Genomic DNA, 18,177 nt, shown 5'->3' on the forward strand with positions numbered 1-18,177 from the left:
CCAGGCGGGATTGGATGATGACATGGGAAACCCGCACGGCATGCCGACGCACGCGGGTTTACAACACCGCCGAGGGCATGGGACGACGCGCGGGGCTTGTGCGCTCAGGCACGACCGATGAAGTGTGTAGACACGGCGGCGTCATCCCCTTGAATTCGGCGCCTCCATGCCACCCCCGTCCTCCCGGGCGGCGACACGCGACGCGACCGCTATTAGAGACATATCCCGCGAAAGCTGTCAAGCCCGTACGGGACCAGAGGCGCAGGCGAGAGTCGAACTCGCTCGGACAAGCTTTGCAGGCCTACCTCCGCAACCGGCGAACCGCGCCAAGGCCGCCCCGGCCCCCATATGTGTCGAGGCGGCTCGTGCGCGAGGACGGAGTCGAACCGCCACAGCCGAAGCGTCCGGTTTACAGCCGGGTGGGCTCCCCAAGGTGCCCAGCTCGCGCAATGTGCAAAAACGCAGCCCCAGCAGGACTCGAACCTGCAACAGACCCGGCTTCGTAAACCGGCGCTCTATCCCATTGAGCTATAGGGCCTGGAAAATGGCGGTCGTACCCCGTACCGGACTCGAACCGGCGATTTCCCGGTTGAAAGCCGGGCGTCCTGACCGCTAGACCAACGGGGCTTGCCTTTCGTACGTCCGGCGGGATTCGAACCCGCACCGTCCGGCTCCTTAGACCGGTGCCTCTGCCATTGGGCCACGGACGCCTCAGAGCCGCAGCGGGGACTCGAACCCCGTCCTGCTGGGTGGAAGCCAGCTGCCTTACCAGTTCGGCCTCTGCGGCGTGGACCGACAGGATCTCGAAACCTGAACTCCTGCTTGCAAGGCAGGTGTGATGCCTTTTCACCATCAGCCCTTGGTGTTTCCGCTGTGCAGTTTTCAGTATCCGGGCAGGACAAAGAGAAAGGCCGCCTGGTGCGTACCTGGCGGCCTCCGGATGGTCCTTCGCGAGGATTATCCCGAAGCCTGCCTGATGAGGGCGCAGCCGAGCGCCGCGGAGCGGCGATAGAGGCGCCGTTCCGGCTCGAGCGCGGCGGCTGCGAATCGCATGACTGGCCTTTCCCTGGCATTTGCGGGGGCGGTTCTTCCCGCCCGATGGGTCCAACGGTAGCCGGGGGCATTCGGCGAATGCCACCCATTTATTCGGACGCGCGAACCGGCTCTTTGGTTGCACCCGGTTTGACGTTGACGCGGCGTCAACGTCTTAACTGGGGGCATGCGGATCGGAGAGCTCGCCGCGCTGCTCGGAGTGTCCACCCGGACGGTGCGCTACTGCCACCACCAGGGCGTCCTGCCGGAGCCGCCCCGCCTGGCCAACGGCTACCGCGAGTACGGCATGCGCGACGCCATCGCCCTGGCCCGCGTCCGCCGCCTGGTCGAGCTGGGCCTGAGCCTGGACGAGGCGCGTGACATCATCGCGGACGACCGGTCCAGGGAGCTGCCCGAGATCCTCGCGGAGATCGACGCGGACCTGGCCAGGCAGGAGCGGGAGATCCAGGTCAGGCGGTCGCGGCTGGCCGAGGTGCTCGATCGGGCCGAGGACGGGACGCTGGGCCCGGACGACACCGCCTCACCCGACCTGGTGGCCTTCCTGCGGGTGGTGCACGTCCCCGCGTCGAAGGCGGCGGCCTGGGATCGCGACCTGCTGGTGCTGATGGACACCATCACGAGGGACGGCACGTCCGCGCTGCTCGGGTCGCCGGCCGCCGATCCCGAGACGGCGGCCCGGGGCCACGACTTCTACCGCAGGCTCGACGAGCTGGCCGGGGCCGAGCCGGACGACCCGAGGGTGGCGCCGCTGGCCGAGATGCTCGCCGGATACAGCCTGGAGCACCTGAGGGTCGATCTCCCGCCGGAGTGGGACCCGGCGGTGGTCGAACCGTTCCTCGACGGGCTCGCCCCCGCCCAGGCCGAGGTCGTACGCCAGGCGATCCGGAAGTTGCGCACATAGATCCTGTCTGCGTACAGTGTTCGCATCACCAGAACGACGTACGCACCTGGAGTGTCACGATGAACCTCGAAACCGGACGAGTCAGATTCTGACCATCCGGTCGATCACCTCCTGGCGACGCGCGGGCTGGGGGCCCGCAAACGCGCTGAAGCACCTCGGGGCCTGGCCTGGCCCTTCCAGGGTGAGAATCGGGCCGGGTTCGCCGCCGCCTGCCTCAAGACTCTCGGATTTCGGATCAGATGAGAGAACTCGTCTCACGATGTCCGCGAGCGCCTCGGTCAGGTGCCTATGTAGGCCGCGAGGTGCTCGCCGGTGAGGGTGGAGCGGGCGGCGACGAGGTCGGCGGGTGTGCCCTCGAAGACGATCCGGCCGCCGTCGTGGCCGGCGCCGGGGCCGAGGTCGATGATCCAGTCGGCGTGTGCCATGACCGCCTGGTGGTGCTCGATGACGATGACCGACTTGCCGGAGTCGACGAGCCGGTCGAGCAGGCCGAGCAGCTGCTCGACGTCGGCGAGGTGGAGGCCGGTGGTCGGCTCGTCGAGGACGTAGACGCCGCCCTTCTCGGCCATGCGGGTGGCCAGCTTGAGCCGCTGCCGCTCGCCGCCGGACAGCGTGGTGAGCGGCTGGCCGAGGCTGAGGTAGCCGAGCCCGACGTCGGCGAGCCGGTTGAGGATGGCGTGCGCGGCCGGCGTGCGCGCCTGGCCGGCGCCGAAGAACTCCTCGGCCTCGGTCACCGACATCGCGAGCACCTCGCTGATGTCGCGGCCGCCGAGGTGGTGGTCCAGCACCGATGCCTGGAACCGCTTGCCCTCGCACTCCTCGCAGATGGTGGCGACGCCAGCCATGATCGCCAGGTCGGTGTAGATGACGCCGGCGCCGTTGCAGTTGGGGCAGGCGCCCTCGGAGTTGGCGCTGAACAGCGCCGGCTTCACGCCGTTGGCCTTCGCGAACGCCTTGCGGATCGGGTCGAGCAGTCCGGTGTACGTCGCCGGGTTGCTCCGTCGCGAGCCGCGGATCGCGCCCTGATCGATCGACACCACACCCGCGCCGGAGGGGATCGACCCGTGCACGAGCGAGCTCTTGCCGGAGCCGGCGACACCGGTGACGACGGCGAGCACCCCGAGCGGGACGTCGACGTCGACGTCGCGCAGGTTGTTCGCCGTCGCGCCGCGGATCTCCAGCGTGCCGGTGGACTTTCGCACCGTCTCCTTGAGGGCGGCCCGGTCGTCGAAATGGCGGCCGGTGATGGTGCCGCCGGCCCGCAGCCCCTCGACGGTGCCCTCGAAGCAGACGGTGCCGCCCGCCGTACCGGCGCCGGGGCCGAGGTCGACGACGTGGTCGGCGATCGCGATCGTCTCCGGCTTGTGCTCCACGACGAGCACCGTGTTGCCCTTGTCCCGCAGCCGCAGCAGCAGGTCGTTCATCCGCTGGATGTCATGGGGGTGCAGGCCGATGGTGGGCTCGTCGAAGACGTAGGTGGTGTCGGTGAGCGAGGAGCCGAGGTGGCGGATCATCTTGACGCGCTGTGCCTCGCCGCCCGACAGCGTGCCCGCCGGCCGTTCGAGCGAGAGGTAGCCCAGCCCGATCTCCACGAACGAGTCGAGGGTGTGCAGCAGCTTGGCGAGCAACGGCGCCACCGACGGCTCGTCGAGTCCACGGACCCATTCGGCCAGGTCGCTGATCTGCATCGCGCACGCATCGGCGATGTTGATCCCGCCGATCCGTGACGACCGGGCCGCCTCGCTCAGCCGGGTGCCGCCGCACTCGGGACAGGCGGTGAAGGTGACCGCCCGCTCCACGAAGGCCCGGATGTGCGGCTGCATCGCCTCCTTGTCCTTGGACAGGAACGACTTCTGGATCTTGGGGATCAGCCCCTCGTAGGTGAGGTTCACGCCCTCGACCTTCACCTTGGTCGGCTCCCGGTAGAGGAAGTCGTGCATCTCCTTCTTGGTGAAGTCGCGGATCGGCTTGTCCGGGTCGAGGAAGCCCGACTCGGCGTAGACCCGCACCGTCCAGAAGTTGTCGGACTTCCAGCCGGGGATGGTGAACGCGCCCTCGGCGAGCGATTTGGAGTCGTCGTAGAGCTGGGTGAGGTCGATATCGGAGACCGTGCCCCGGCCTTCGCAGCGCGTACACATGCCGCCGGTGCGGGTGAAGGTCTGTCTCACGGTTTTGCTGTCACCGCGTTCGACCGTGATCGCACCGCTCGCCCGGACTGAGGGGACGTTGAAGGCGAACGCGCTGGGCGGGCCGATGTGCGGCTGCCCGAGTCGGCTGAAGAGGATGCGCAACATCGCGTTGGCGTCGGTGGCGGTGCCGACCGTGGAGCGGGGGTCGGCACCCATCCGCTGCTGGTCGACGATGATCGCGGTCGTCAGCCCTTCGAGTACGTCGACCTCGGGCCGCGCCAGCGTCGGCATGAAGCCCTGCACGAAGGCGCTGTAGGTCTCGTTGATCAGCCGCTGCGACTCCGCGGCGATCGTGCTGAACACCAGCGAGCTCTTGCCCGAGCCGGAGACGCCGGTGAACACCGTCAGCCGGCGCTTCGGGATCTCGACGCTGACGTCCTTGAGGTTGTTCTCGCGCGCGCCGTGCACGCGGATCAGATCGTGGCTGTCGGCAACGTGCAGCGCAGGCGACTGCGTGTCCGTCCTCGTGGCCATGCTCATCGTGTCTCCATCTGTTGGGCAGACCGCCTTCGCGGTCTCCGTCGGCGTCGCCTGGCTCGATCTGACCAGCTTCGAGCAGTACGTCTGGTTATCCTTCGTTGTTGCGGTCTCCTGTTTACCTGATCGGCGGTGTCGGCCGAGGCGTCAGACCAACCAGCGGCCGTCGCGCATCAGCTCGCGGTCGGGCAGCTCGTTCACCTCACGCCAAGCCTGGATGCGGCGCGGGGAGATGCGGAACCAGCGGTACGGCGTGGCCAGCGCACGCGGGTCGAAGCCGGTGCGCGCGGCGAACCGGTCACCCCGCTGCTGCGGCAGCGCGTCGATCTCGAGGACCTCGACTTCGCCCTCGATCATGGACACGTCTCGGGTGTGGCCCAGCCCCAGCCGAACGGTTCGGGTGGCGGCCAGGTTCCTGCCGGTCGGGCTGTCCGTCGGCGTGGCCACCAGCAGTACCTCGCCGTCCCAGTCGAAGGACAGCGGCACCAGATACGGCGCACCGTCCGCCGAGGCACTGGCCACCCAGCCATCGATGTCGTGGGTGAGCCGATGCTCGGTGTCGCGACGACGCTGAGCGCGGGAGCGGGGGTCGGCACTCATCGGTCTTGAAGCAGCCCGAGGACATTGCCATCGGGGTCGGTGACGGTGGCCACCAGGCGGCCGCCACCGACGTCGTGCGCGGGCTCCTTCACGGTGGCACCCGCGGCGGTCACCTCGGCCAGCTTCGCCTCGATGTCCGGCACGTGCCAGTAGGCCACCGGTGCGGTCATGCCCTGCGCTCCACCGCCCGGCACCAGCCCGATGTGCTGGCCCTCGGCCTCAAAGCCGACGTAGTAGGACCCGTCGGTCTGCGGCGGTACGCCGAGCAGGGCGGCGTACACCGCCTTGGCCGTCGCCAAGTCGGACACGGGATGCAGCACGGTCTTGATCCCCTGGGTGGAAGATCCGGTCATGGTCACTCCTGAAGTCGTGGGTCACATCGACCCAGTGTGTACGGTCGTGTCAAGAAGAACGGCGAGGCGCGAAATCGACAGCCGGCACGGCACGGCGAAGGTCGAGTTCTGGTCGGTCATAGCCAAGGACGAGCAATGTGCCGGGCTGGTCGGCGGGGCCGGCCGTGATCCAGCGCATCCCGCCTATCCGACGTCGTTGCCGACCTCGAAGCCGAGGGTGTCGCGATAGAAGGCCAGGGAGGCGTCCGGGTCGTCGTGCGGGAGGAAGCTCGCGCGAATCGTGATGTCCATAACGGTCACGCTAGTTGCGGCTCGCTGACCGGCGCTTCTCGAATCCTGATCGGTCTGGTCACCTGCTTCGCCCGGCACGACGGCATCCCCGCCGTGGCACGGTACAGGCCAGAGACCGAAGCTCACGCCCCGCCAAGCCAAGATCGTGCGGGAGATGTACGAAGAGGTCGACACCGACGGCAAACGCCGCTACACCGTCGCCCAGATCGCCGCCGAATTCGGCGTCACCCGCCCCACCATCTACCGCCACCTCACCACCACCACAGCCGGTCCGTAACTCTGCCCCCTGGGACGGCTACCCAAGCGCCGGGCCTTGACGTGCCCGGGCCAAGAGCCTGTTGGTAACCACCTGTGGTTACCAACAGGCTCTTGGCGTGGTGGTCAACCGCTGTGCGCTAGCAGCATTCGATCGGCTTAATGCCGTTTCCCATCGGCGAGACGTTGCCGGCGGCGTCCACGGCGCGAACGGTCCATGTCTGGCGGGGGTCAAACGGGTCCGACGACATGAACTCGAAGAACATCTGGTTGCCGCCCACCGGCGAACCCGTGACGGCGGCGAGGAACCGTCCGCCGACGAAGAACTCGTAGTGGTCCGCGCCGGAAACCGCGGTCCAGAACGTGTCGACCAGGTTGCAGCTGCCGGCACATTGCACGGACACCAGGGTGGGTGCGGGCAGCGCCTGGGTAGCGGCCGTGGTGTGTGACGTCGCTTCCGTGGCGGCGGAGGCCGGTGCCGCCGCCGCCAGCAGCGCACCGGCGACCAGCAAGGTCGCTCCCCACACGCGCGCCGTGCGCGCAAACTTCATTGCCACGATCGTTTCCCTTCTGTCGTGCCGAGTGGTTCGTGTGAGCCACACCGGCTCACACGACGGTGCAGGGCGCTCTGCTACATCAGGGGATGGCGGGCGGGGAGACACGCCTTCGTTGCATGTCCCTTGGGGCATCCCCAAACTGCATGCTGGCTACTTGAGGGTTAGCGCTTGTTCTGAGACACGACATGGGACAGATGGCGGTTCATAGCATGGCTATGACATTTGTCACACATGCGGTGAAGCGTGCGGCCGCCGTCCACGAACTCAAGCGCCTCGCCCGCAACGCCGCCGAGCTGATGACGCTGTCCGCCGAGCTACAGGCCGGCGGCATCCAGCTCGAGCTCCTCGCCGGCCCGCTCACCGGCATCTACAACCCCAACGGCATGGGCGCCATGTTCTTCGCCGTGCTCGCCGTTGCCGGGCAGATCGAGCGCAACTACATCCGGGAGAAGACCCTCGAAGGCCAGGTCATCGCCGCCGCCAAGGGCAACCACGGCGGACGGCCGAAGGTCATCGACGACGACTCACTCACCTTCGCCCTCGCACTGAAGGACAAGGGCGTCCCCGTCCCGGACATCGCGAAGAAGCTCACCGGTACCCGCAAGGTCCCGGCCGGTGCTCCGTTCGGGTTCGTGCCGACCAAGTGGGCCGGCTACCTCGACGCGGCGGCCGGGGACGTAACCGCGTACCGGCACTACTGGGAGCTGGCCGTGCTGCTTGGCCTGCGCGACGTGCTGCGCTCCGGCGACATCTATGTGCCGGGCTCGCGCCGGTACGCCAACCCGGCGTCGTTCCTGCTCACCCCGGAACGATGGGCGCCGCAGAAGGTGGAGTTTTGCCACCTGGTCGGCAAGCCTAGTGAGGCCGCTGACGCGCTCGCCCAGGCCGACGACGAGTTGCACACCGCCCTCGTCGATCTGGAGACCCAGCTCGCGAAGGGCAACCCAGGCGAGGTCCGACTCACCGACGACGGCGAGCCGCTGACCGCGGAGGATGTCCCGGCTGAGGCCGACGCGCTGTGCACCGAGCTCGCCCAGATGCTGCCGCGCGTACCGCTGGCCTCGGTGCTGGTGGTGATCGACGCCCGGACCGGGTTCACCGATCACCTCGTGCACGCCGGCGGGAAGGTGAACCGGCCGGCTGAACTCAAACGCAACCTGCTGTACGTGGTGATTGCCGAGGCCACCAACATGGGCCTGACCGCGATGTCGGAGTCGTGCGGCGTGCCGTATGACGTACTCGCCTGGACCGCGGAGTGGTACTTCCGGCCGGAGACCCTGGAGGCGGCGAACGCGGCGATCGTGAACTACCACCACCGGCTCCCGCTCACCCAGACCTTCGGCGCTGGCACGCTCTCCAGCTCCGACGGACAGCGGTTCCCGGTCAAGGGCAAGTCCATCACGGCCGACCATTTGTCCCGGTATTTCGCCCGCGGCCAAGGCGTCTCCACCTACACGCACGTCTCCGACCAGCACTCGACGTTCGACACGAAGGTCATCGTCGCGACCGCGCCCGAGTCGCACTACGTGCTCGACGGACTGCTCGGCAACGCTACCGACCTGCCGGTCTTCGAGCACGCCACCGACACCCACGGCGCCACCCTCACGAACTTCGCCCTGTTCGACCTGGTCGGCAAGCAACTCTCCCCGCGGATCCGCGACGCAGACCAGCGCGGGCTGCTCACCCAGACGGACGAACGCGATCACCTCGTTACCCCCCGGATCGGATAGCAGGGTGGGGGTTCCGTTTGTTGAGAGGATTGCGGGCGTGACCGACGCCCTGCAGCCACCCGCCGACCGCAGCGAGATCCGCATCGGCTACGCCCGCGTCTCCACCGCCGGGCAGAACCTCGAACGCCAACTCGACGCGCTCAAGGCAGCCGGATGCCGGAGCGTCTTCGCCGACAAGAAGTGCGGCAAGAGCGCCGAGCGGCCCGAGCTCGCCGCCTGCCACGCCTTCCTGAACGAGGGCGACACCCTGGTCGTGCCCTCACTCGACCGTTACGGCCGATCCCTGGCCGACCTCATCACCACGGTCGGCGAACTCCGCAAGCGCGAGATCGGCTTCACCTCCCTGCACGAGAACCTCGACACCACCACCCCCGGCGGCGAAGCCGAGGACGAACGATCTTGACCTGTGAGGCGGTGCGGCCATCATCACGGGCCGCGAGGAGCAGCCCCGCACCCCGAATCCCTGCTGGAGATCTCATGACTGAGCATCGGCTCTACCTGAAGACCGCCGCGATCTGCCTGATCGTCGGTAGCGTGACCGCGTTCGTCTCTCGCCTGGCCCACGGCGACCTGCCGGCGGCCGACCCAGAGGCCGCGCTGCGTTTCATCGCCTCCCACCCGTTCTATGCCGGCGTCCATCTGGGCGCTCTCGTGGGTGTCGTGATCGCCGCAGCCGGGTTCGTCGCGCTGGCCGGCACGCTGCAGCAGCCGGCCGCCGTGCTGCTGGGCCGGTTGGGCACGGCCAGCGCGCTGGTGGGGTCCGCGGTCTTTGCCACCGACTTCGCCACCGACGGCCGGGCCGGCCAGACCCTGGCCGAGGCATGGCAAGGCGCCTCACCGACCGGCCAAGCCGACCTCGTCGATGCCGCCCGCACGGTCTTCACCGCCCTGCAGGGCCCTTCGGTGATCGCGATCAGTCTCCTTTGGGGCCTGCCACTGGTCTTGTTCGGCCGGGCGCTGGCGCTGGCGGGCTACCCGACCTGGCTGGGCTGGAGCGGGATGGTGGTGGGCGCGGTGACGTTCGCCGCCGCGCTCGCCCAGTTCCTGCGGCCCAGCTTGTTTCCTGGCGTGCTGCTTTATGGCTTGCTGGTGTCGCTGGCCCTGCTCTGGGGCGCGGCCCTGGGGATCGCTCTCTGGTATCGCGCCCGGCACGTCGGTGCGGTGAGCGGCACGCCACCGGCTGCGGCAGCGGCATGACCGGCCAGCCCTGATGGCAGTAGCCGATCAAGCCCGCCGGCGCGAGGTGCCAGACCGGCGCGGGGCACCGCGCCGGTCTGGCGGCCTTTGGCAGAGGGGCTCCGTCGCCGTCCCGAAAATGACCGTTATCGGGACGGGTGTTCAGTAGCGGCCGATGCTCACCGTGAGGTCGGTCCCTGTCGGCAGCACACCGGTACCGCCGTAGCCTGACCAGCCGTCGTCCGGGACGGTCATGACGACCTCGCGGACCTGCGCCATGGTGGCCCGGTCGACGACGCTCAGGCGGGCCCTGAGCGCGCCGCCGCCGTCGAGGTCCTCCTGTCGGCAGGGCCATCGCATCGCCCGTGCGATGCCGTGCACCACGGCGCTCTGGTCGTCCTCGCTGGCGGCCAGGGACGCCGGAGTGGCCAGGACACCGGCGAGCACAGACGCGATGTTGCAGGTGACGGACAGCGGCGGCAGCTCGCCCACGCGCTCCAGCAGCTCGGTGGCCGCGCTGAGTAGTGACGGGGCGAAGCCGCGCGGCTTCTTCTGATCATCGGAGTAGCCGGTCATGGTCAGTGCCTCCATCGCTGCTCGTAGGCGGAGTGGCGCGGCGGCCGGTAGTCCAGCGACGCGGCGTGCGGAACGAGGTGCTCGCCGGCGACCAACGTGGCCCGGCAGCCGAAGCGGCAGATGTCGCAGCGGAGGTCCTCCGCCGTGGCGGTCCGGTGGCAGGCGCGGAGTTCGGCGGTCCGAGTCGGGCACTGGCATCGGGCCAGCTTCGCGGCACTCACCGCGCTTCCCCGGCCAGCAGCATCCGGGCGGCCAGGTCGAGGCCGACCATCACCCCGTCAACCGGCGCCGGGTCGCAGGCCGCAATGACGTCGCGCATCCACGCCGCCGGCGACGCAGCGGCCGCAATCGTCACGCTGGCGTCGGCCGCGGACGACGCCAGCTTCACCTCGGGCGCCAGGCCCGGGTGGGCGGCCAGCACCGTCTCGTACGCCGCCTCCAGGATGGCCGCGCGGGCCAGGGGGTTCTCGGCGAACAGCCGCACCTTACGGCTCCCAGTCTGTCCGTCGATGGGTATCCAGCTCTCGGTGAAGCGGAAGCCGAGGTAGGCCCGCGCCGACGGGGGTCGGCCGCCTGCCTCATCCTGTGCCGGACCTGGTCCAGAGCCGCCGCTCGCGCCGCCTGGGTCCACTCGTTGACCGTGTCCGGGCTCACCTCGCCCAGCTCGGCCGCGCGCCGCACCGTGACGCCGGACGCCCGTGCGGCCAGCGTCCAGCGGTGCGCGTCGCTTCGGTCCATTCGTCGTTCTGCTCGGCCGGAACGGCGCCGACCAGGCGGACGATGGCCTCGCTGTGCGGGAAGATGCCGACGACGTCGCCGAGGAGCCGTTGTACGACCCGCAGATGAAGAGGCTCCGCGTCAGCGCGGGGTGAGGACGCAGAACTCGTTGCCCTCCGGGTCGGCGAGGACCGTCCACGGGACGTCACCCTGGCCCACGTCGACGGGCGTCGCGCCGAGATCCTGAAGGCGCGCGACCAGGTCCGCCTGATGGGCCGCAGAGGTGGTGGCGAGGTCGATGTGCACGCGGTTCTTCACCGTTTTGGGGTTCCGGGACGCGAAGGAAGTCGATGCGGACGGCGATGGGGTCGGGATAGGCGAAGCCCTCGGGTTCGACGTTGGTCTCGCCGGCTTCGTCGCCGTGACGTTCCAGCCGAGCGCATCCGGCCAGAACCGGCCGAGTGCGGAGTTATCACGAGCCGCCGAGAAGTGGGTGGAGTCCGAGGCCACTGCGGTGGTGCCCTCACCCCACAGGGCGGCCAGCCGGACGGCTTCCCGGGGGCGGGGAGCCGACAGACATGCTTGAGCCTCGGCTGAGACACCTCGACCGGGGCTCGTGTGCTACCTGCGAGACGGCAGCAGAGTGTTCGAGACCTACTGGACCAGCAGCCGGGGCCTGGAGCCGATGGCGCCCAGCTACGGTCTGCTGGACATGACCGTGTACGGCCGGCAGGAAACCTGGGAGGACTCGCCTGCAGGCTGGCCTCAATTGTCGCCCCCACAGCAACCAGTGGCGCACTGATGGACGCCCGACCAGTCAATAGGCCCGTCTTGAAGCAAGACACTCCGACGACCTCACCGTTGGGCCCTGACCGTCAGTGGAGGGACGTCGTCAGCGCATTCGACGTCGCTCACTTGGCTGCCTCGGTAAGAGTCGCCAGCACGGCGGCGACGGCGGGCGGGTCGGGTGGATCGCCGTAGGTGACGGCGTAGATCTGGCGGGGGGAGCCGGTGAGTTCGGTGGTGTGAACGTCGGGGCGGCGGTGGGCTTGCAGCGCGAGTCCGGGCAGGGTGGTGACGCCTTTGCCGGCGGCGACGAGGGCTTGCACGACGACCATGTCGTCGCTGAGTGATGCGATGCGTGGGGTGAAGCCTTCTTGCCGGCACACGGCGTTCAGCTCGTTCTGGCACCGTTGGCAACCGCCGATCCAGGCGGAGTGGCGATGGTTGGCGATGCTGTCGTCGGGTTGCCGGCTTACGAGGTAGATCGGGTCGTCGCAGAGGTGGACGAGGCGGAATCCCTCTTCTTCTTCTTCGAGTGGGGCGTCGGCGTGCTGGAAGATGAGGGCGATGTCGGTCTCGCCGTGTCGCAGCATCTGTAGCGCTTCGACCGGGTGACGGTCGATCAGGCTCAGCTCGAGTCCCGGGTGCGCCTGGGCCAGCGTGGCGGCCGCCTTGGGCACGATCGTGCTCAGCGCCGACGCGTTGGCGGCCAGGCGGACTCGCCCGGCCTGCAAGCCGACCTGTGCTGCCAGCTCGCTGGTGGCCGCGTCGACCCGTCCCACGATCTCGCTGGCCCGGATGGCCAGCAGTTGCCCTTCCGGGGTCAATCGGATCCCGCGGCCGACGCGCTGGATGAGCTTGGCGCCGGTGGCCGCTTCCAAGCGTGCCAGGTGGTGACTGACCGACGATTGCGAGTAGTGCAGCTCTTTTGCCGCTTCGGTCACGGACCCATGTCGCGCCACCGCGGCCAGAACCTTGAGATGGATCAGGTTGACCATTCATCGAGGATATCGATGAGATGGTCGCAATATTAGCATTAGACGTCATTAATCTATTGGTTCATGCTGATGTCCACCAGGAAGCTCACCATCGAAGGAGCACTCTGATGTCCGACGTACGAGTTCACAACTTCTCGATCTCGCTCGATGGCTTCGCTACCGGCGCCGGTCAGGCCCCCGACGCCCCGTTCGGGCACGCCGGCGAACGCCTGCACGAGTGGATGTTCGCCACCCGGTTCTGGCATGAGATGGGCGGCGGCCGGGGCGGCAGTGGCGGCGCCGACCACGCGTTCGCTGCGATGCACGGTCCCGGCATCGGCGCCGAGATCATGGGCGCCGGCAAGTTCGGCCCGCCGGGTTGGCAGGACGACCCCGACTACAAGGGCGCGTGGGGCGCCAACCCGCCGTTCCATACGCCGGTCTTCGTGCTCGCCCACCGGCCGCGGCCATCGATCGAGATGGAGGGCGGCACCACGTTCCACTTCCTGGACGCCTCACCCGCCGAGGCGCTCAAGAGGGCCCGCGAGGCGGCCGGTGGCCAGGACGTGCGTCTCGGCGGCGGGCCTTCTGTCATACGCGACTTCCTCACCGAGGGGCTGGTCGATCACATGCACGTCGTCCAGGTCCCGATCCTGCTCGGCCGCGGTGTCCGGCTCTGGGACGGCCTGGAGTCGCTGGAGGACGCATACAACATCGAGGCGGTTTCCACGCCCAGTGGCGTCACTCACCTGACGTTCACCGCCAAGAGCCGGTGACTGCGAACGCAACCGAGCCGTAGGAGAGTGGAGACCTTGGACACCTTCATCAAGGACGTGGCGTCGTTGGTCAGCAGCATCGACGACGAGTACGAGATCACGAAGCAGGTCGCGGCCCTGTTGTCCGGTCTGTTGGCCAGCGACTACCGGCTTCCCCCGGAGGTCACCCGGCCGTCGAACGAGCGTCATGTCACGTACCCGCTCTACATCGCCCCCGACGACAGCTGGTCACTTGCGTCCGTGGTCTGGAACGTAGGTCAACGCACTCCTGTGCACGGACACGAGACGTGGGGTGTCGTCGGAATCTACGCGGGAGCCGAACGCGAGCTCCGCTACGTCAAGCCCGTGGCGTCTGCGTCGGGCACAGCCCTGACGCCGGCCGGTGAGCAGGTGTGGGAACGCGGGCAGGTCACCGTGTGCTGTACGACCGACGACGACGTCCACGCCGTCGCGGCCGTCGGCGACGAGCCCACCGTCGGGATCCACGTCTACGGAGGCAACATCGGCACCATCAACCGGCGGTTGTACGATCCAGCCACTGGAGCAGTCCGATGGTTCGTCTCTGGCTGGGACAGCCCGGCAGGCGAATGAGGGAACCCGGCCCTTCCGGTCTCACTAACTGCTGCATAAGGCGGCCGCGTTGCAGATCGCCCATCCGCAGCGGGCCTTCCTTCCGGTCCTGGTCCGCCGCCAGGCGCACTATTTGACCAACCGCATGGCTCAGCACATGGGCTTCTACGTCATCTCCACCAAGCGGCAGTAAATCGGCGCGGGCGTCGAGCAGCAGCTGGTGGACGAGGTCACCACCGTCCGGGTTCCTCGTCAAGGACATGGCCCTGGACGACATCCTCATCGCGATCCGAGCCGTGGCCGCCGGCGATGCCCTGATCGCACCAGGCGTCACCCGGCGGCTGATCGTTCGCCGACCGCCCCGCTCCCAATCCGGCACCGCGAGGGCTGGAGGGCGTCACGGAGCGCGAACGCGAGGTCCTCACCCTGATCGCGCGGGGCTTGACCAACATGGAAATAGCCGCCGAACTGGTCATCAGCGTCGCCACCGTCAAGGCGTACGTGGGCCGGCTGCTGACCAAGCTCGACGCGCGTGACCGGGTCCAGCTCCTCATCCTCGCCTACGAGGCCGGCCTGGTGTCACCGTCGAAGTGATCAAAACGACCGTCCGTCAATGTCCGCACACCGCGGTGTCCACCTGCAGCCGCCATTCGCAAGAGTTCCGAGATTGCGCTCAGCGCGGGTTCTCACGACCCCGAACCCGCTTCCGAGATTACGAAGCGCGGCCCGGGCGCCGCAAGGCCGAACTGCGCATCTACGGCAAAAACGGCAAGATCCGCACCCTGCAGATCCACCCCAAGCTCCGCCCCGACCTCGACCAGTGGCTGGAAGAACGCCCCCACTGGCCCCGCGCCATCGACAACCCCGCGCTGTTCCTCAACGCCAAAGGTCGAGGGCATGAACCTCTCCAGGCGGTCGCCCCGGTTGGCCGCGATCACGCGGACGGCCCGCCGCAGCCGGTGGCCATTGGCGATCTGGACTCTGGCGGCGATGTCGGCGTAGCTGACCTCGCGCCCGTGGTTGCAGCGCAGCCAGATCATCACGTCCGCGACGTCGTTCTCGGCCTGCGTCCAGCCCATCGCGTCACGCCGTGATGTCCGCTGGGGGCTCATAGCAGCTTGCCGTTCTCGTCCAGGAACTTCGCCAGGGCGGCGTCGTCCCTGGCTTCGCAGGTGTTCCTGCTGGCCAACGGTGCCATGGTGACGGCCGTACTGGGATCACCGCAGGCCGCCTGGGATGCCAGACGCGCGGTCGAGGCACTGCTGGAAGCTCCTGTCGTATGACCTGGGCGACGCCGCCGCCGGCCGCGCGCCGGCGAGCGGGACCGGCCGGGGGTGGCGCGTCCCACGCCGTCCATGCCACACTCACTGTTATAGAACTCTGTGCAGAGTTATAGAATGAGGTGAGCGTGGGATGCGAGATGTGTCGCCATGGCGTGAGCCCGTCCCGGCACCCGGGACGATGGGCGAGCCCCGGGCGCGGGGCCGGTTCGGCGAGTACGGCGGGCGGTACGCGCCGGAGTCCCTGGTGGAGGCGTGCCGCGAGGTGGACGAGGCGTTCCGGGAGGCGCGGGCGGATCCGGGCTTCCGCGGCGCCCTGGCGGAACTGCTCGCCCTGCACGCCGGACGGCCGACCCCGCTCACACCGGCCCGGCGGCTGTCGCAGGAGCTGGGCGTGCGGCTGTACCTCAAGCGCGAGGACCTCACCCACACCGGGTCACACAAGATCAACAATGTGCTGGGCCAGGCCCTGCTCGCCGCGCGGATGGGACGGCGCAGGCTGATCGCCGAGACGGGAGCGGGCCAGCACGGGGTGGCCACCGCGACCGCCGCCGCGCTGCTCGGGCTCGAGGCCACGGTCTTCATGGGCGAGCGCGACATCGAGCGGCAGGCGTTGAACGTCTTCCGGATGCGCATGCTGGGCGCCGAGGTGATCCCGGTCACCACGGGCAGCCGCACGCTCAAGGACGCGACCAGCGAGGCCATGCGGCACTGGGTGGGCGTCACCGGCGACTCCCACTACTGCGTCGGCTCGGTCATCGGGCCGGATCCGTACCCGTGGATGGTCAGGGAGTTCCAGCGGGTCATCGGCGACGAGGCCCGCGGGCAGTGCGCCGCCGAACTGCGGACCGGCGTCCCGGACTACGTGGTCGCGTGCGTCGGCGGCGGCTCCAACGCGGCCGGCACGTTCGCCGGATTCGCCGACACCCCGGCGCGCCTGGTCGGTGTCGAGGCGGAGGGCGGCGCCGGGGCGGCCCGGGGCCGGCTCGGCGTCCTGCACGGCTGCCGCTCGCTGTTCCTGCAGGACGACGACGGGCAGATCACCCAGGCGCACTCCATCGCCGCCGGGCTCGACTACCCGGGAGTCGGCCCGGAGCACGCCCACCTGCGCGACCTGGGCCGGGCCCGCTACGTCACGGTGACCGACGACGAGGCGGTCGGCGCGGCGGTACGGCTGGCGCGCACCGAGGGCATCGTCCCGGCGCTCGAATCGGCGCACGCCCTCGCCTGGGTGATCCGCGCGGCGGGCGGCGGCGAACTGCCCGCAGGATCGACGGTGCTGATGACGTTGTCCGGCCGGGGCGACAAGGACGTCTCAACCCTGAAGGAACTGCTGTGACGAACCCCACCCTGGCCGCGGGCGCGGTCGAACGCCACCTGCGTGCCCGCCGGGACACCGGCCGCGGCCTGCTCATGCCGTACGTCACCGGGGGGATCACGCCCGGCTGGACGGACTACCTGCGGGCGTTCGCCGCCGCCGGGGCGGACGCGATCGAGGTCGGCCTGCCCTTCTCCGACCCCACGCTGGACGGCGTTACCATCCAGCAGGCCAGCGACACGGCACTGGCCCGGGGGGCGAGCACCCGCCGGATCCTCGCCGACCTGTCCGGCATGCCGGACCTGGGCGTGCCGCTGGTCGCCAGCACCTACTACAACCTGGTGCTGCACGACGGCCCCAAGGCGTTCTGCGCCGCGCTGCGCCGGGCCGGCGTCGGCGGCCTGATCGTGCCCGACCTGCCGGTGCACGAGGCGGACGAGCTGACGGACGTGGCCGCCGCCGCCGGGATCGAGCTGGTCCTGCTGGCGTCGCCGGCGACGCCGCAGCCGCGGCTGGCGGAGATCTCGTGCCGCAGCCGCGGATTCGTCTACGCGGTGTCGCTGATGGGCACCACCGGTGAGCAGGCCGCCCTCGCCGCTTCGGCGGCGGAGCTCACCGAGCGGATCAGGCGCGTCACCGACCGGCCGGTCTTGCTAGGATTTGGCATTTCCACCCCGGACCAGGCACGCGAAGCCCGCCGGCACGCCGACGGCGTGGTGGTCGGCGCCGCGGTCATGCGGCGGGTGCTCGACGGGGCTGGGCCGGACGACCTGCGGGCCTTCCTCGCGACCCTGCGGCAAGCCCTCGACCAGGAGTGTGACCGACCACGATGACCCCCGACCCCGGGCACGAGGCGAGATACCGCGCCATCGCCGCCGACCTCGCCGCGAAGATCCGGTCGGGACACTACGCCCCCGGTGAGGCCCTGCCGCCGCAACGGGAGCTGAGCGCCTCCTACGGGGTGACCCTCATGACGCTGCGCCAGGCGTTGCGGGAGCTCAGCGACGAGAGGCTGATCGTGCAGCAGCCCGGCAGGGGCACGTACGTCGCCCCGCCCCACCTGGCGTACCAGCTCGACTCGCTCCGCAGCCTGGTCGACGACCTGCGTAAACAGGGCCACGACGTGCGCACCGCGGTGGCCGGGCGGGCGGTGCGCCGGGCCCCCGCCCGGATCGCCGCGGAGCTGCGGCTGCCTCCCGGCGACACCGCCCTGCGGCTGGAGCGGGTCCGCGAGTTCGCGGGACGTCCCGCCGTACACCAGGTGTCCTGGGTCCGCCGGCCGGTGGCCGACCAGATCCGCGACCGCGACTTCACCGCCGTCTCCCTCTACACGGCCCTCGCCGACGCGGGAGTGACGGTCGCCCGGGCGTCCGAGGTGGTCCGGCCCGGGTTGCTCGACCCCGCCGCCGCCCGCCACCTCCACGAGCCGCAGGGCAGCCCGGTGCTCGTCAGCACCCGGATCACCTACACGCTCGACGCCACGCCCGTGGTGTCCGACCATGCCACCATCCTCGGCAGCATGATGGAGATCCGCACCGAACGCGCCGCCACCGGCCTCTCCCTCACCTGGCGCGCCACCAGCTGAGAACCTGTGTGCG

The 18,177-nt window shown here is 69.4% G+C and carries 21 protein-coding genes, 7 tRNA genes and 4 pseudogenes; 13 read left to right on the forward strand and 19 right to left on the reverse strand.

Annotated features, from left to right (window positions below; all coding sequences use genetic code 11):
* Positions 1-257 precede the first annotated feature (257 nt).
* From ACFLIM_RS42365 to ACFLIM_RS42395, 7 genes are all read right to left on the reverse strand, one after another.
* Positions 258-328 (reverse strand) — tRNA-Cys (locus tag ACFLIM_RS42365).
* Between the two features lie 38 nt (positions 329-366).
* A tRNA-Tyr gene (locus ACFLIM_RS42370) sits at positions 367-448 on the reverse strand.
* Positions 449-462: 14 nt separating this feature from the next.
* A tRNA-Arg gene (locus ACFLIM_RS42375) sits at positions 463-538 on the reverse strand.
* A 16-nt stretch (positions 539-554) separates the two neighbouring features.
* Positions 555-627, reverse strand: a tRNA-Glu gene (locus ACFLIM_RS42380).
* A 10-nt stretch (positions 628-637) separates the two neighbouring features.
* Positions 638-710: transfer RNA gene (locus ACFLIM_RS42385), tRNA-Leu, on the reverse strand.
* Between the two features lie 5 nt (positions 711-715).
* A tRNA-Gly gene (locus ACFLIM_RS42390) sits at positions 716-787 on the reverse strand.
* 1 nt (position 788) lies between these two features.
* Positions 789-859, reverse strand: a tRNA-Ala gene (locus ACFLIM_RS42395).
* A gap of 360 nt (positions 860-1,219) precedes the next feature.
* Between ACFLIM_RS42395 and ACFLIM_RS42400 the strand changes: the two genes are divergently transcribed.
* Entirely contained in the window at positions 1,220-1,954 is a 735-nt protein-coding gene (locus ACFLIM_RS42400) for a MerR family transcriptional regulator (RefSeq protein ID WP_393175038.1), read from the forward strand.
* A 278-nt stretch (positions 1,955-2,232) separates the two neighbouring features.
* Here the strand turns inward: ACFLIM_RS42400 and ACFLIM_RS42405 are convergent, their stop codons facing one another.
* The 4 genes and pseudogenes from ACFLIM_RS42405 to ACFLIM_RS42420 form a co-directional block, all read right to left on the reverse strand.
* The gene (locus tag ACFLIM_RS42405; protein WP_393175040.1) at positions 2,233-4,623 is read right to left on the reverse strand and encodes an ATP-binding cassette domain-containing protein; all 2,391 of its coding nucleotides are present in this window, start codon (positions 4,621-4,623) and stop codon (positions 2,233-2,235) included.
* A 144-nt stretch (positions 4,624-4,767) separates the two neighbouring features.
* On the reverse strand, positions 4,768-5,220 hold the full coding sequence (locus tag ACFLIM_RS42410) for a pyridoxamine 5'-phosphate oxidase family protein (protein ID WP_393175042.1): 453 nt from the start codon (positions 5,218-5,220) through the stop codon (positions 4,768-4,770).
* Positions 5,217-5,573, reverse strand: a complete 357-nt coding sequence (locus ACFLIM_RS42415) for a VOC family protein (RefSeq protein WP_393175045.1) — start codon at positions 5,571-5,573, stop codon at positions 5,217-5,219. The genes ACFLIM_RS42410 and ACFLIM_RS42415 overlap by 4 nt, the downstream gene beginning before the upstream one ends.
* 124 nt (positions 5,574-5,697) lie before the next feature.
* Positions 5,698-5,864 (reverse strand): annotated as a pseudogene (locus tag ACFLIM_RS42420) (VOC family protein); the annotation flags it as partial.
* A gap of 130 nt (positions 5,865-5,994) precedes the next feature.
* On the opposite strand from ACFLIM_RS42420, the pseudogene ACFLIM_RS42425 reads away from it, so the two are divergent.
* A pseudogene (locus ACFLIM_RS42425) lies at positions 5,995-6,141 on the forward strand (helix-turn-helix domain-containing protein); the annotation flags it as partial.
* Between the two features lie 118 nt (positions 6,142-6,259).
* On the opposite strand, the gene ACFLIM_RS42430 reads toward ACFLIM_RS42425, so the two are convergent.
* On the reverse strand, positions 6,260-6,670 hold the full coding sequence (locus ACFLIM_RS42430) for a hypothetical protein (protein WP_393175048.1): 411 nt from the start codon (positions 6,668-6,670) through the stop codon (positions 6,260-6,262).
* Positions 6,671-6,891: 221 nt separating this feature from the next.
* Between ACFLIM_RS42430 and ACFLIM_RS42435 the strand changes: the two genes are divergently transcribed.
* From ACFLIM_RS42435 to ACFLIM_RS42445, 3 genes are all read left to right on the forward strand, one after another.
* On the forward strand, positions 6,892-8,406 hold the full coding sequence (locus tag ACFLIM_RS42435) for a Tn3 family transposase (RefSeq protein ID WP_393175051.1): 1,515 nt from the start codon (positions 6,892-6,894) through the stop codon (positions 8,404-8,406).
* Between the two features lie 37 nt (positions 8,407-8,443).
* Positions 8,444-8,809: a recombinase family protein gene (locus tag ACFLIM_RS42440; RefSeq protein ID WP_393175053.1), complete on the forward strand. Its 366-nt coding sequence runs from the start codon at positions 8,444-8,446 to the stop codon at positions 8,807-8,809.
* A gap of 74 nt (positions 8,810-8,883) precedes the next feature.
* Positions 8,884-9,603: a hypothetical protein gene (locus ACFLIM_RS42445; RefSeq protein WP_393175056.1), complete on the forward strand. Its 720-nt coding sequence runs from the start codon at positions 8,884-8,886 to the stop codon at positions 9,601-9,603.
* A gap of 141 nt (positions 9,604-9,744) precedes the next feature.
* Here ACFLIM_RS42445 and ACFLIM_RS42450 read toward each other — a convergent pair whose 3' ends face one another.
* The 5 genes and pseudogenes from ACFLIM_RS42450 to ACFLIM_RS42470 all read right to left on the reverse strand — a co-directional run bounded on the left by ACFLIM_RS42450 (position 9,745) and on the right by ACFLIM_RS42470 (position 11,385).
* A complete protein-coding gene (locus ACFLIM_RS42450) occupies positions 9,745-10,173 on the reverse strand; it encodes a hypothetical protein (RefSeq protein ID WP_393175058.1) in 429 nt (142 codons plus the stop codon).
* Positions 10,161-10,379: a hypothetical protein gene (locus ACFLIM_RS42455; protein ID WP_393175060.1), complete on the reverse strand. Its 219-nt coding sequence runs from the start codon at positions 10,377-10,379 to the stop codon at positions 10,161-10,163. Before ACFLIM_RS42455 ends, ACFLIM_RS42450 begins: the two co-directional genes overlap by 13 nt.
* Positions 10,376-10,642: a hypothetical protein gene (locus ACFLIM_RS42460; protein WP_393175062.1), complete on the reverse strand. Its 267-nt coding sequence runs from the start codon at positions 10,640-10,642 to the stop codon at positions 10,376-10,378. The genes ACFLIM_RS42455 and ACFLIM_RS42460 overlap by 4 nt, the downstream gene beginning before the upstream one ends.
* 166 nt (positions 10,643-10,808) lie before the next feature.
* Positions 10,809-10,973: pseudogene (locus ACFLIM_RS42465) on the reverse strand (transposase); the annotation flags it as partial.
* Positions 10,974-11,016: 43 nt separating this feature from the next.
* A complete protein-coding gene (locus tag ACFLIM_RS42470; RefSeq protein WP_393175064.1) occupies positions 11,017-11,385 on the reverse strand; it encodes a VOC family protein in 369 nt (122 codons plus the stop codon).
* Between the two features lie 103 nt (positions 11,386-11,488).
* On the opposite strand from ACFLIM_RS42470, the pseudogene ACFLIM_RS42475 reads away from it, so the two are divergent.
* Positions 11,489-11,677: pseudogene (locus tag ACFLIM_RS42475) on the forward strand (DUF899 family protein); the annotation flags it as partial.
* A 109-nt stretch (positions 11,678-11,786) separates the two neighbouring features.
* Here ACFLIM_RS42475 and ACFLIM_RS42480 read toward each other — a convergent pair.
* Entirely contained in the window at positions 11,787-12,656 is an 870-nt protein-coding gene (locus ACFLIM_RS42480) for a LysR family transcriptional regulator (protein ID WP_393175066.1), read from the reverse strand.
* Positions 12,657-12,763: 107 nt separating this feature from the next.
* On the opposite strand from ACFLIM_RS42480, the gene ACFLIM_RS42485 reads away from it, so the two are divergent.
* The 4 genes from ACFLIM_RS42485 to ACFLIM_RS42500 all read left to right on the forward strand — a co-directional run bounded on the left by ACFLIM_RS42485 (position 12,764) and on the right by ACFLIM_RS42500 (position 14,575).
* Complete coding sequence (locus tag ACFLIM_RS42485) at positions 12,764-13,411, forward strand: dihydrofolate reductase family protein (protein ID WP_393175068.1); 648 nt, start codon at positions 12,764-12,766, stop codon at positions 13,409-13,411.
* Positions 13,412-13,447: 36 nt separating this feature from the next.
* Positions 13,448-14,002, forward strand: coding sequence for a cysteine dioxygenase family protein (locus ACFLIM_RS42490; protein ID WP_393175070.1), 555 nt, complete (start codon positions 13,448-13,450; stop codon positions 14,000-14,002).
* 49 nt (positions 14,003-14,051) lie between these two features.
* A complete protein-coding gene (locus ACFLIM_RS42495; protein ID WP_393175072.1) occupies positions 14,052-14,174 on the forward strand; it encodes a hypothetical protein in 123 nt (40 codons plus the stop codon).
* A gap of 248 nt (positions 14,175-14,422) precedes the next feature.
* Positions 14,423-14,575 carry a response regulator transcription factor gene (locus ACFLIM_RS42500; protein WP_393175074.1) on the forward strand — a complete coding sequence of 51 codons (153 nt, stop codon included), beginning with the start codon at positions 14,423-14,425 and terminating at the stop codon, positions 14,573-14,575.
* A 92-nt stretch (positions 14,576-14,667) separates the two neighbouring features.
* On the opposite strand, the gene ACFLIM_RS42505 is transcribed toward ACFLIM_RS42500, so the two are convergent.
* Complete coding sequence (locus tag ACFLIM_RS42505; RefSeq protein WP_393175076.1) at positions 14,668-15,060, reverse strand: hypothetical protein; 393 nt, start codon at positions 15,058-15,060, stop codon at positions 14,668-14,670.
* A 334-nt stretch (positions 15,061-15,394) separates the two neighbouring features.
* Between ACFLIM_RS42505 and trpB the strand changes: the two genes are divergently transcribed.
* The 3 genes from trpB to ACFLIM_RS42520 are packed head-to-tail and all read left to right on the forward strand — an operon-like array spanning position 15,395 to position 18,164.
* A complete protein-coding gene (gene trpB / locus ACFLIM_RS42510) occupies positions 15,395-16,600 on the forward strand; it encodes a tryptophan synthase subunit beta (RefSeq protein ID WP_393175078.1) in 1,206 nt (401 codons plus the stop codon).
* On the forward strand, positions 16,597-17,412 hold the full coding sequence (gene trpA / locus ACFLIM_RS42515; RefSeq protein ID WP_393175080.1) for a tryptophan synthase subunit alpha: 816 nt from the start codon (positions 16,597-16,599) through the stop codon (positions 17,410-17,412). Before trpB ends, trpA begins: the two co-directional genes overlap by 4 nt.
* On the forward strand, positions 17,409-18,164 hold the full coding sequence (locus ACFLIM_RS42520; RefSeq protein WP_393175082.1) for a GntR family transcriptional regulator: 756 nt from the start codon (positions 17,409-17,411) through the stop codon (positions 18,162-18,164). Before trpA ends, ACFLIM_RS42520 begins: the two co-directional genes overlap by 4 nt.
* Positions 18,165-18,177 lie beyond the last annotated feature (13 nt).

Origin of the sequence: Nonomuraea marmarensis (assembly GCF_043197025.1) — a bacterium.
Lineage (GTDB): Bacteria > Actinomycetota > Actinomycetes > Streptosporangiales > Streptosporangiaceae > Nonomuraea > Nonomuraea marmarensis.

Bases quoted from the DNA above. Each gene is read 5' to 3' on its own strand.
- ACFLIM_RS42400 (WP_393175038.1), top strand. From the start codon at position 1,220: ATGCGGATCGGAGAGCTCGCCGCGCTGCTCGGAGTGTCCACCCGGACG.
- ACFLIM_RS42415 (WP_393175045.1), bottom strand. From the start codon at position 5,573: ATGACCGGATCTTCCACCCAGGGGATCAAGACCGTGCTGCATCCCGTG.
- ACFLIM_RS42430 (WP_393175048.1), bottom strand. From the start codon at position 6,670: ATGAAGTTTGCGCGCACGGCGCGCGTGTGGGGAGCGACCTTGCTGGTC.
- ACFLIM_RS42445 (WP_393175056.1), top strand. From the start codon at position 8,884: ATGACTGAGCATCGGCTCTACCTGAAGACCGCCGCGATCTGCCTGATC.
- ACFLIM_RS42480 (WP_393175066.1), bottom strand. From the start codon at position 12,656: ATGGTCAACCTGATCCATCTCAAGGTTCTGGCCGCGGTGGCGCGACAT.
- ACFLIM_RS42450 (WP_393175058.1), bottom strand. From the start codon at position 10,173: ATGGAGGCACTGACCATGACCGGCTACTCCGATGATCAGAAGAAGCCG.
- ACFLIM_RS42410 (WP_393175042.1), bottom strand. From the start codon at position 5,220: ATGAGTGCCGACCCCCGCTCCCGCGCTCAGCGTCGTCGCGACACCGAG.
- trpB (WP_393175078.1), top strand. From the start codon at position 15,395: ATGCGAGATGTGTCGCCATGGCGTGAGCCCGTCCCGGCACCCGGGACG.
- ACFLIM_RS42520 (WP_393175082.1), top strand. From the start codon at position 17,409: ATGACCCCCGACCCCGGGCACGAGGCGAGATACCGCGCCATCGCCGCC.
- ACFLIM_RS42505 (WP_393175076.1), bottom strand. From the start codon at position 15,060: ATGGGCTGGACGCAGGCCGAGAACGACGTCGCGGACGTGATGATCTGG.
- ACFLIM_RS42405 (WP_393175040.1), bottom strand. From the start codon at position 4,623: ATGAGCATGGCCACGAGGACGGACACGCAGTCGCCTGCGCTGCACGTT.
- ACFLIM_RS42485 (WP_393175068.1), top strand. From the start codon at position 12,764: ATGTCCGACGTACGAGTTCACAACTTCTCGATCTCGCTCGATGGCTTC.
- ACFLIM_RS42435 (WP_393175051.1), top strand. From the start codon at position 6,892: ATGACATTTGTCACACATGCGGTGAAGCGTGCGGCCGCCGTCCACGAA.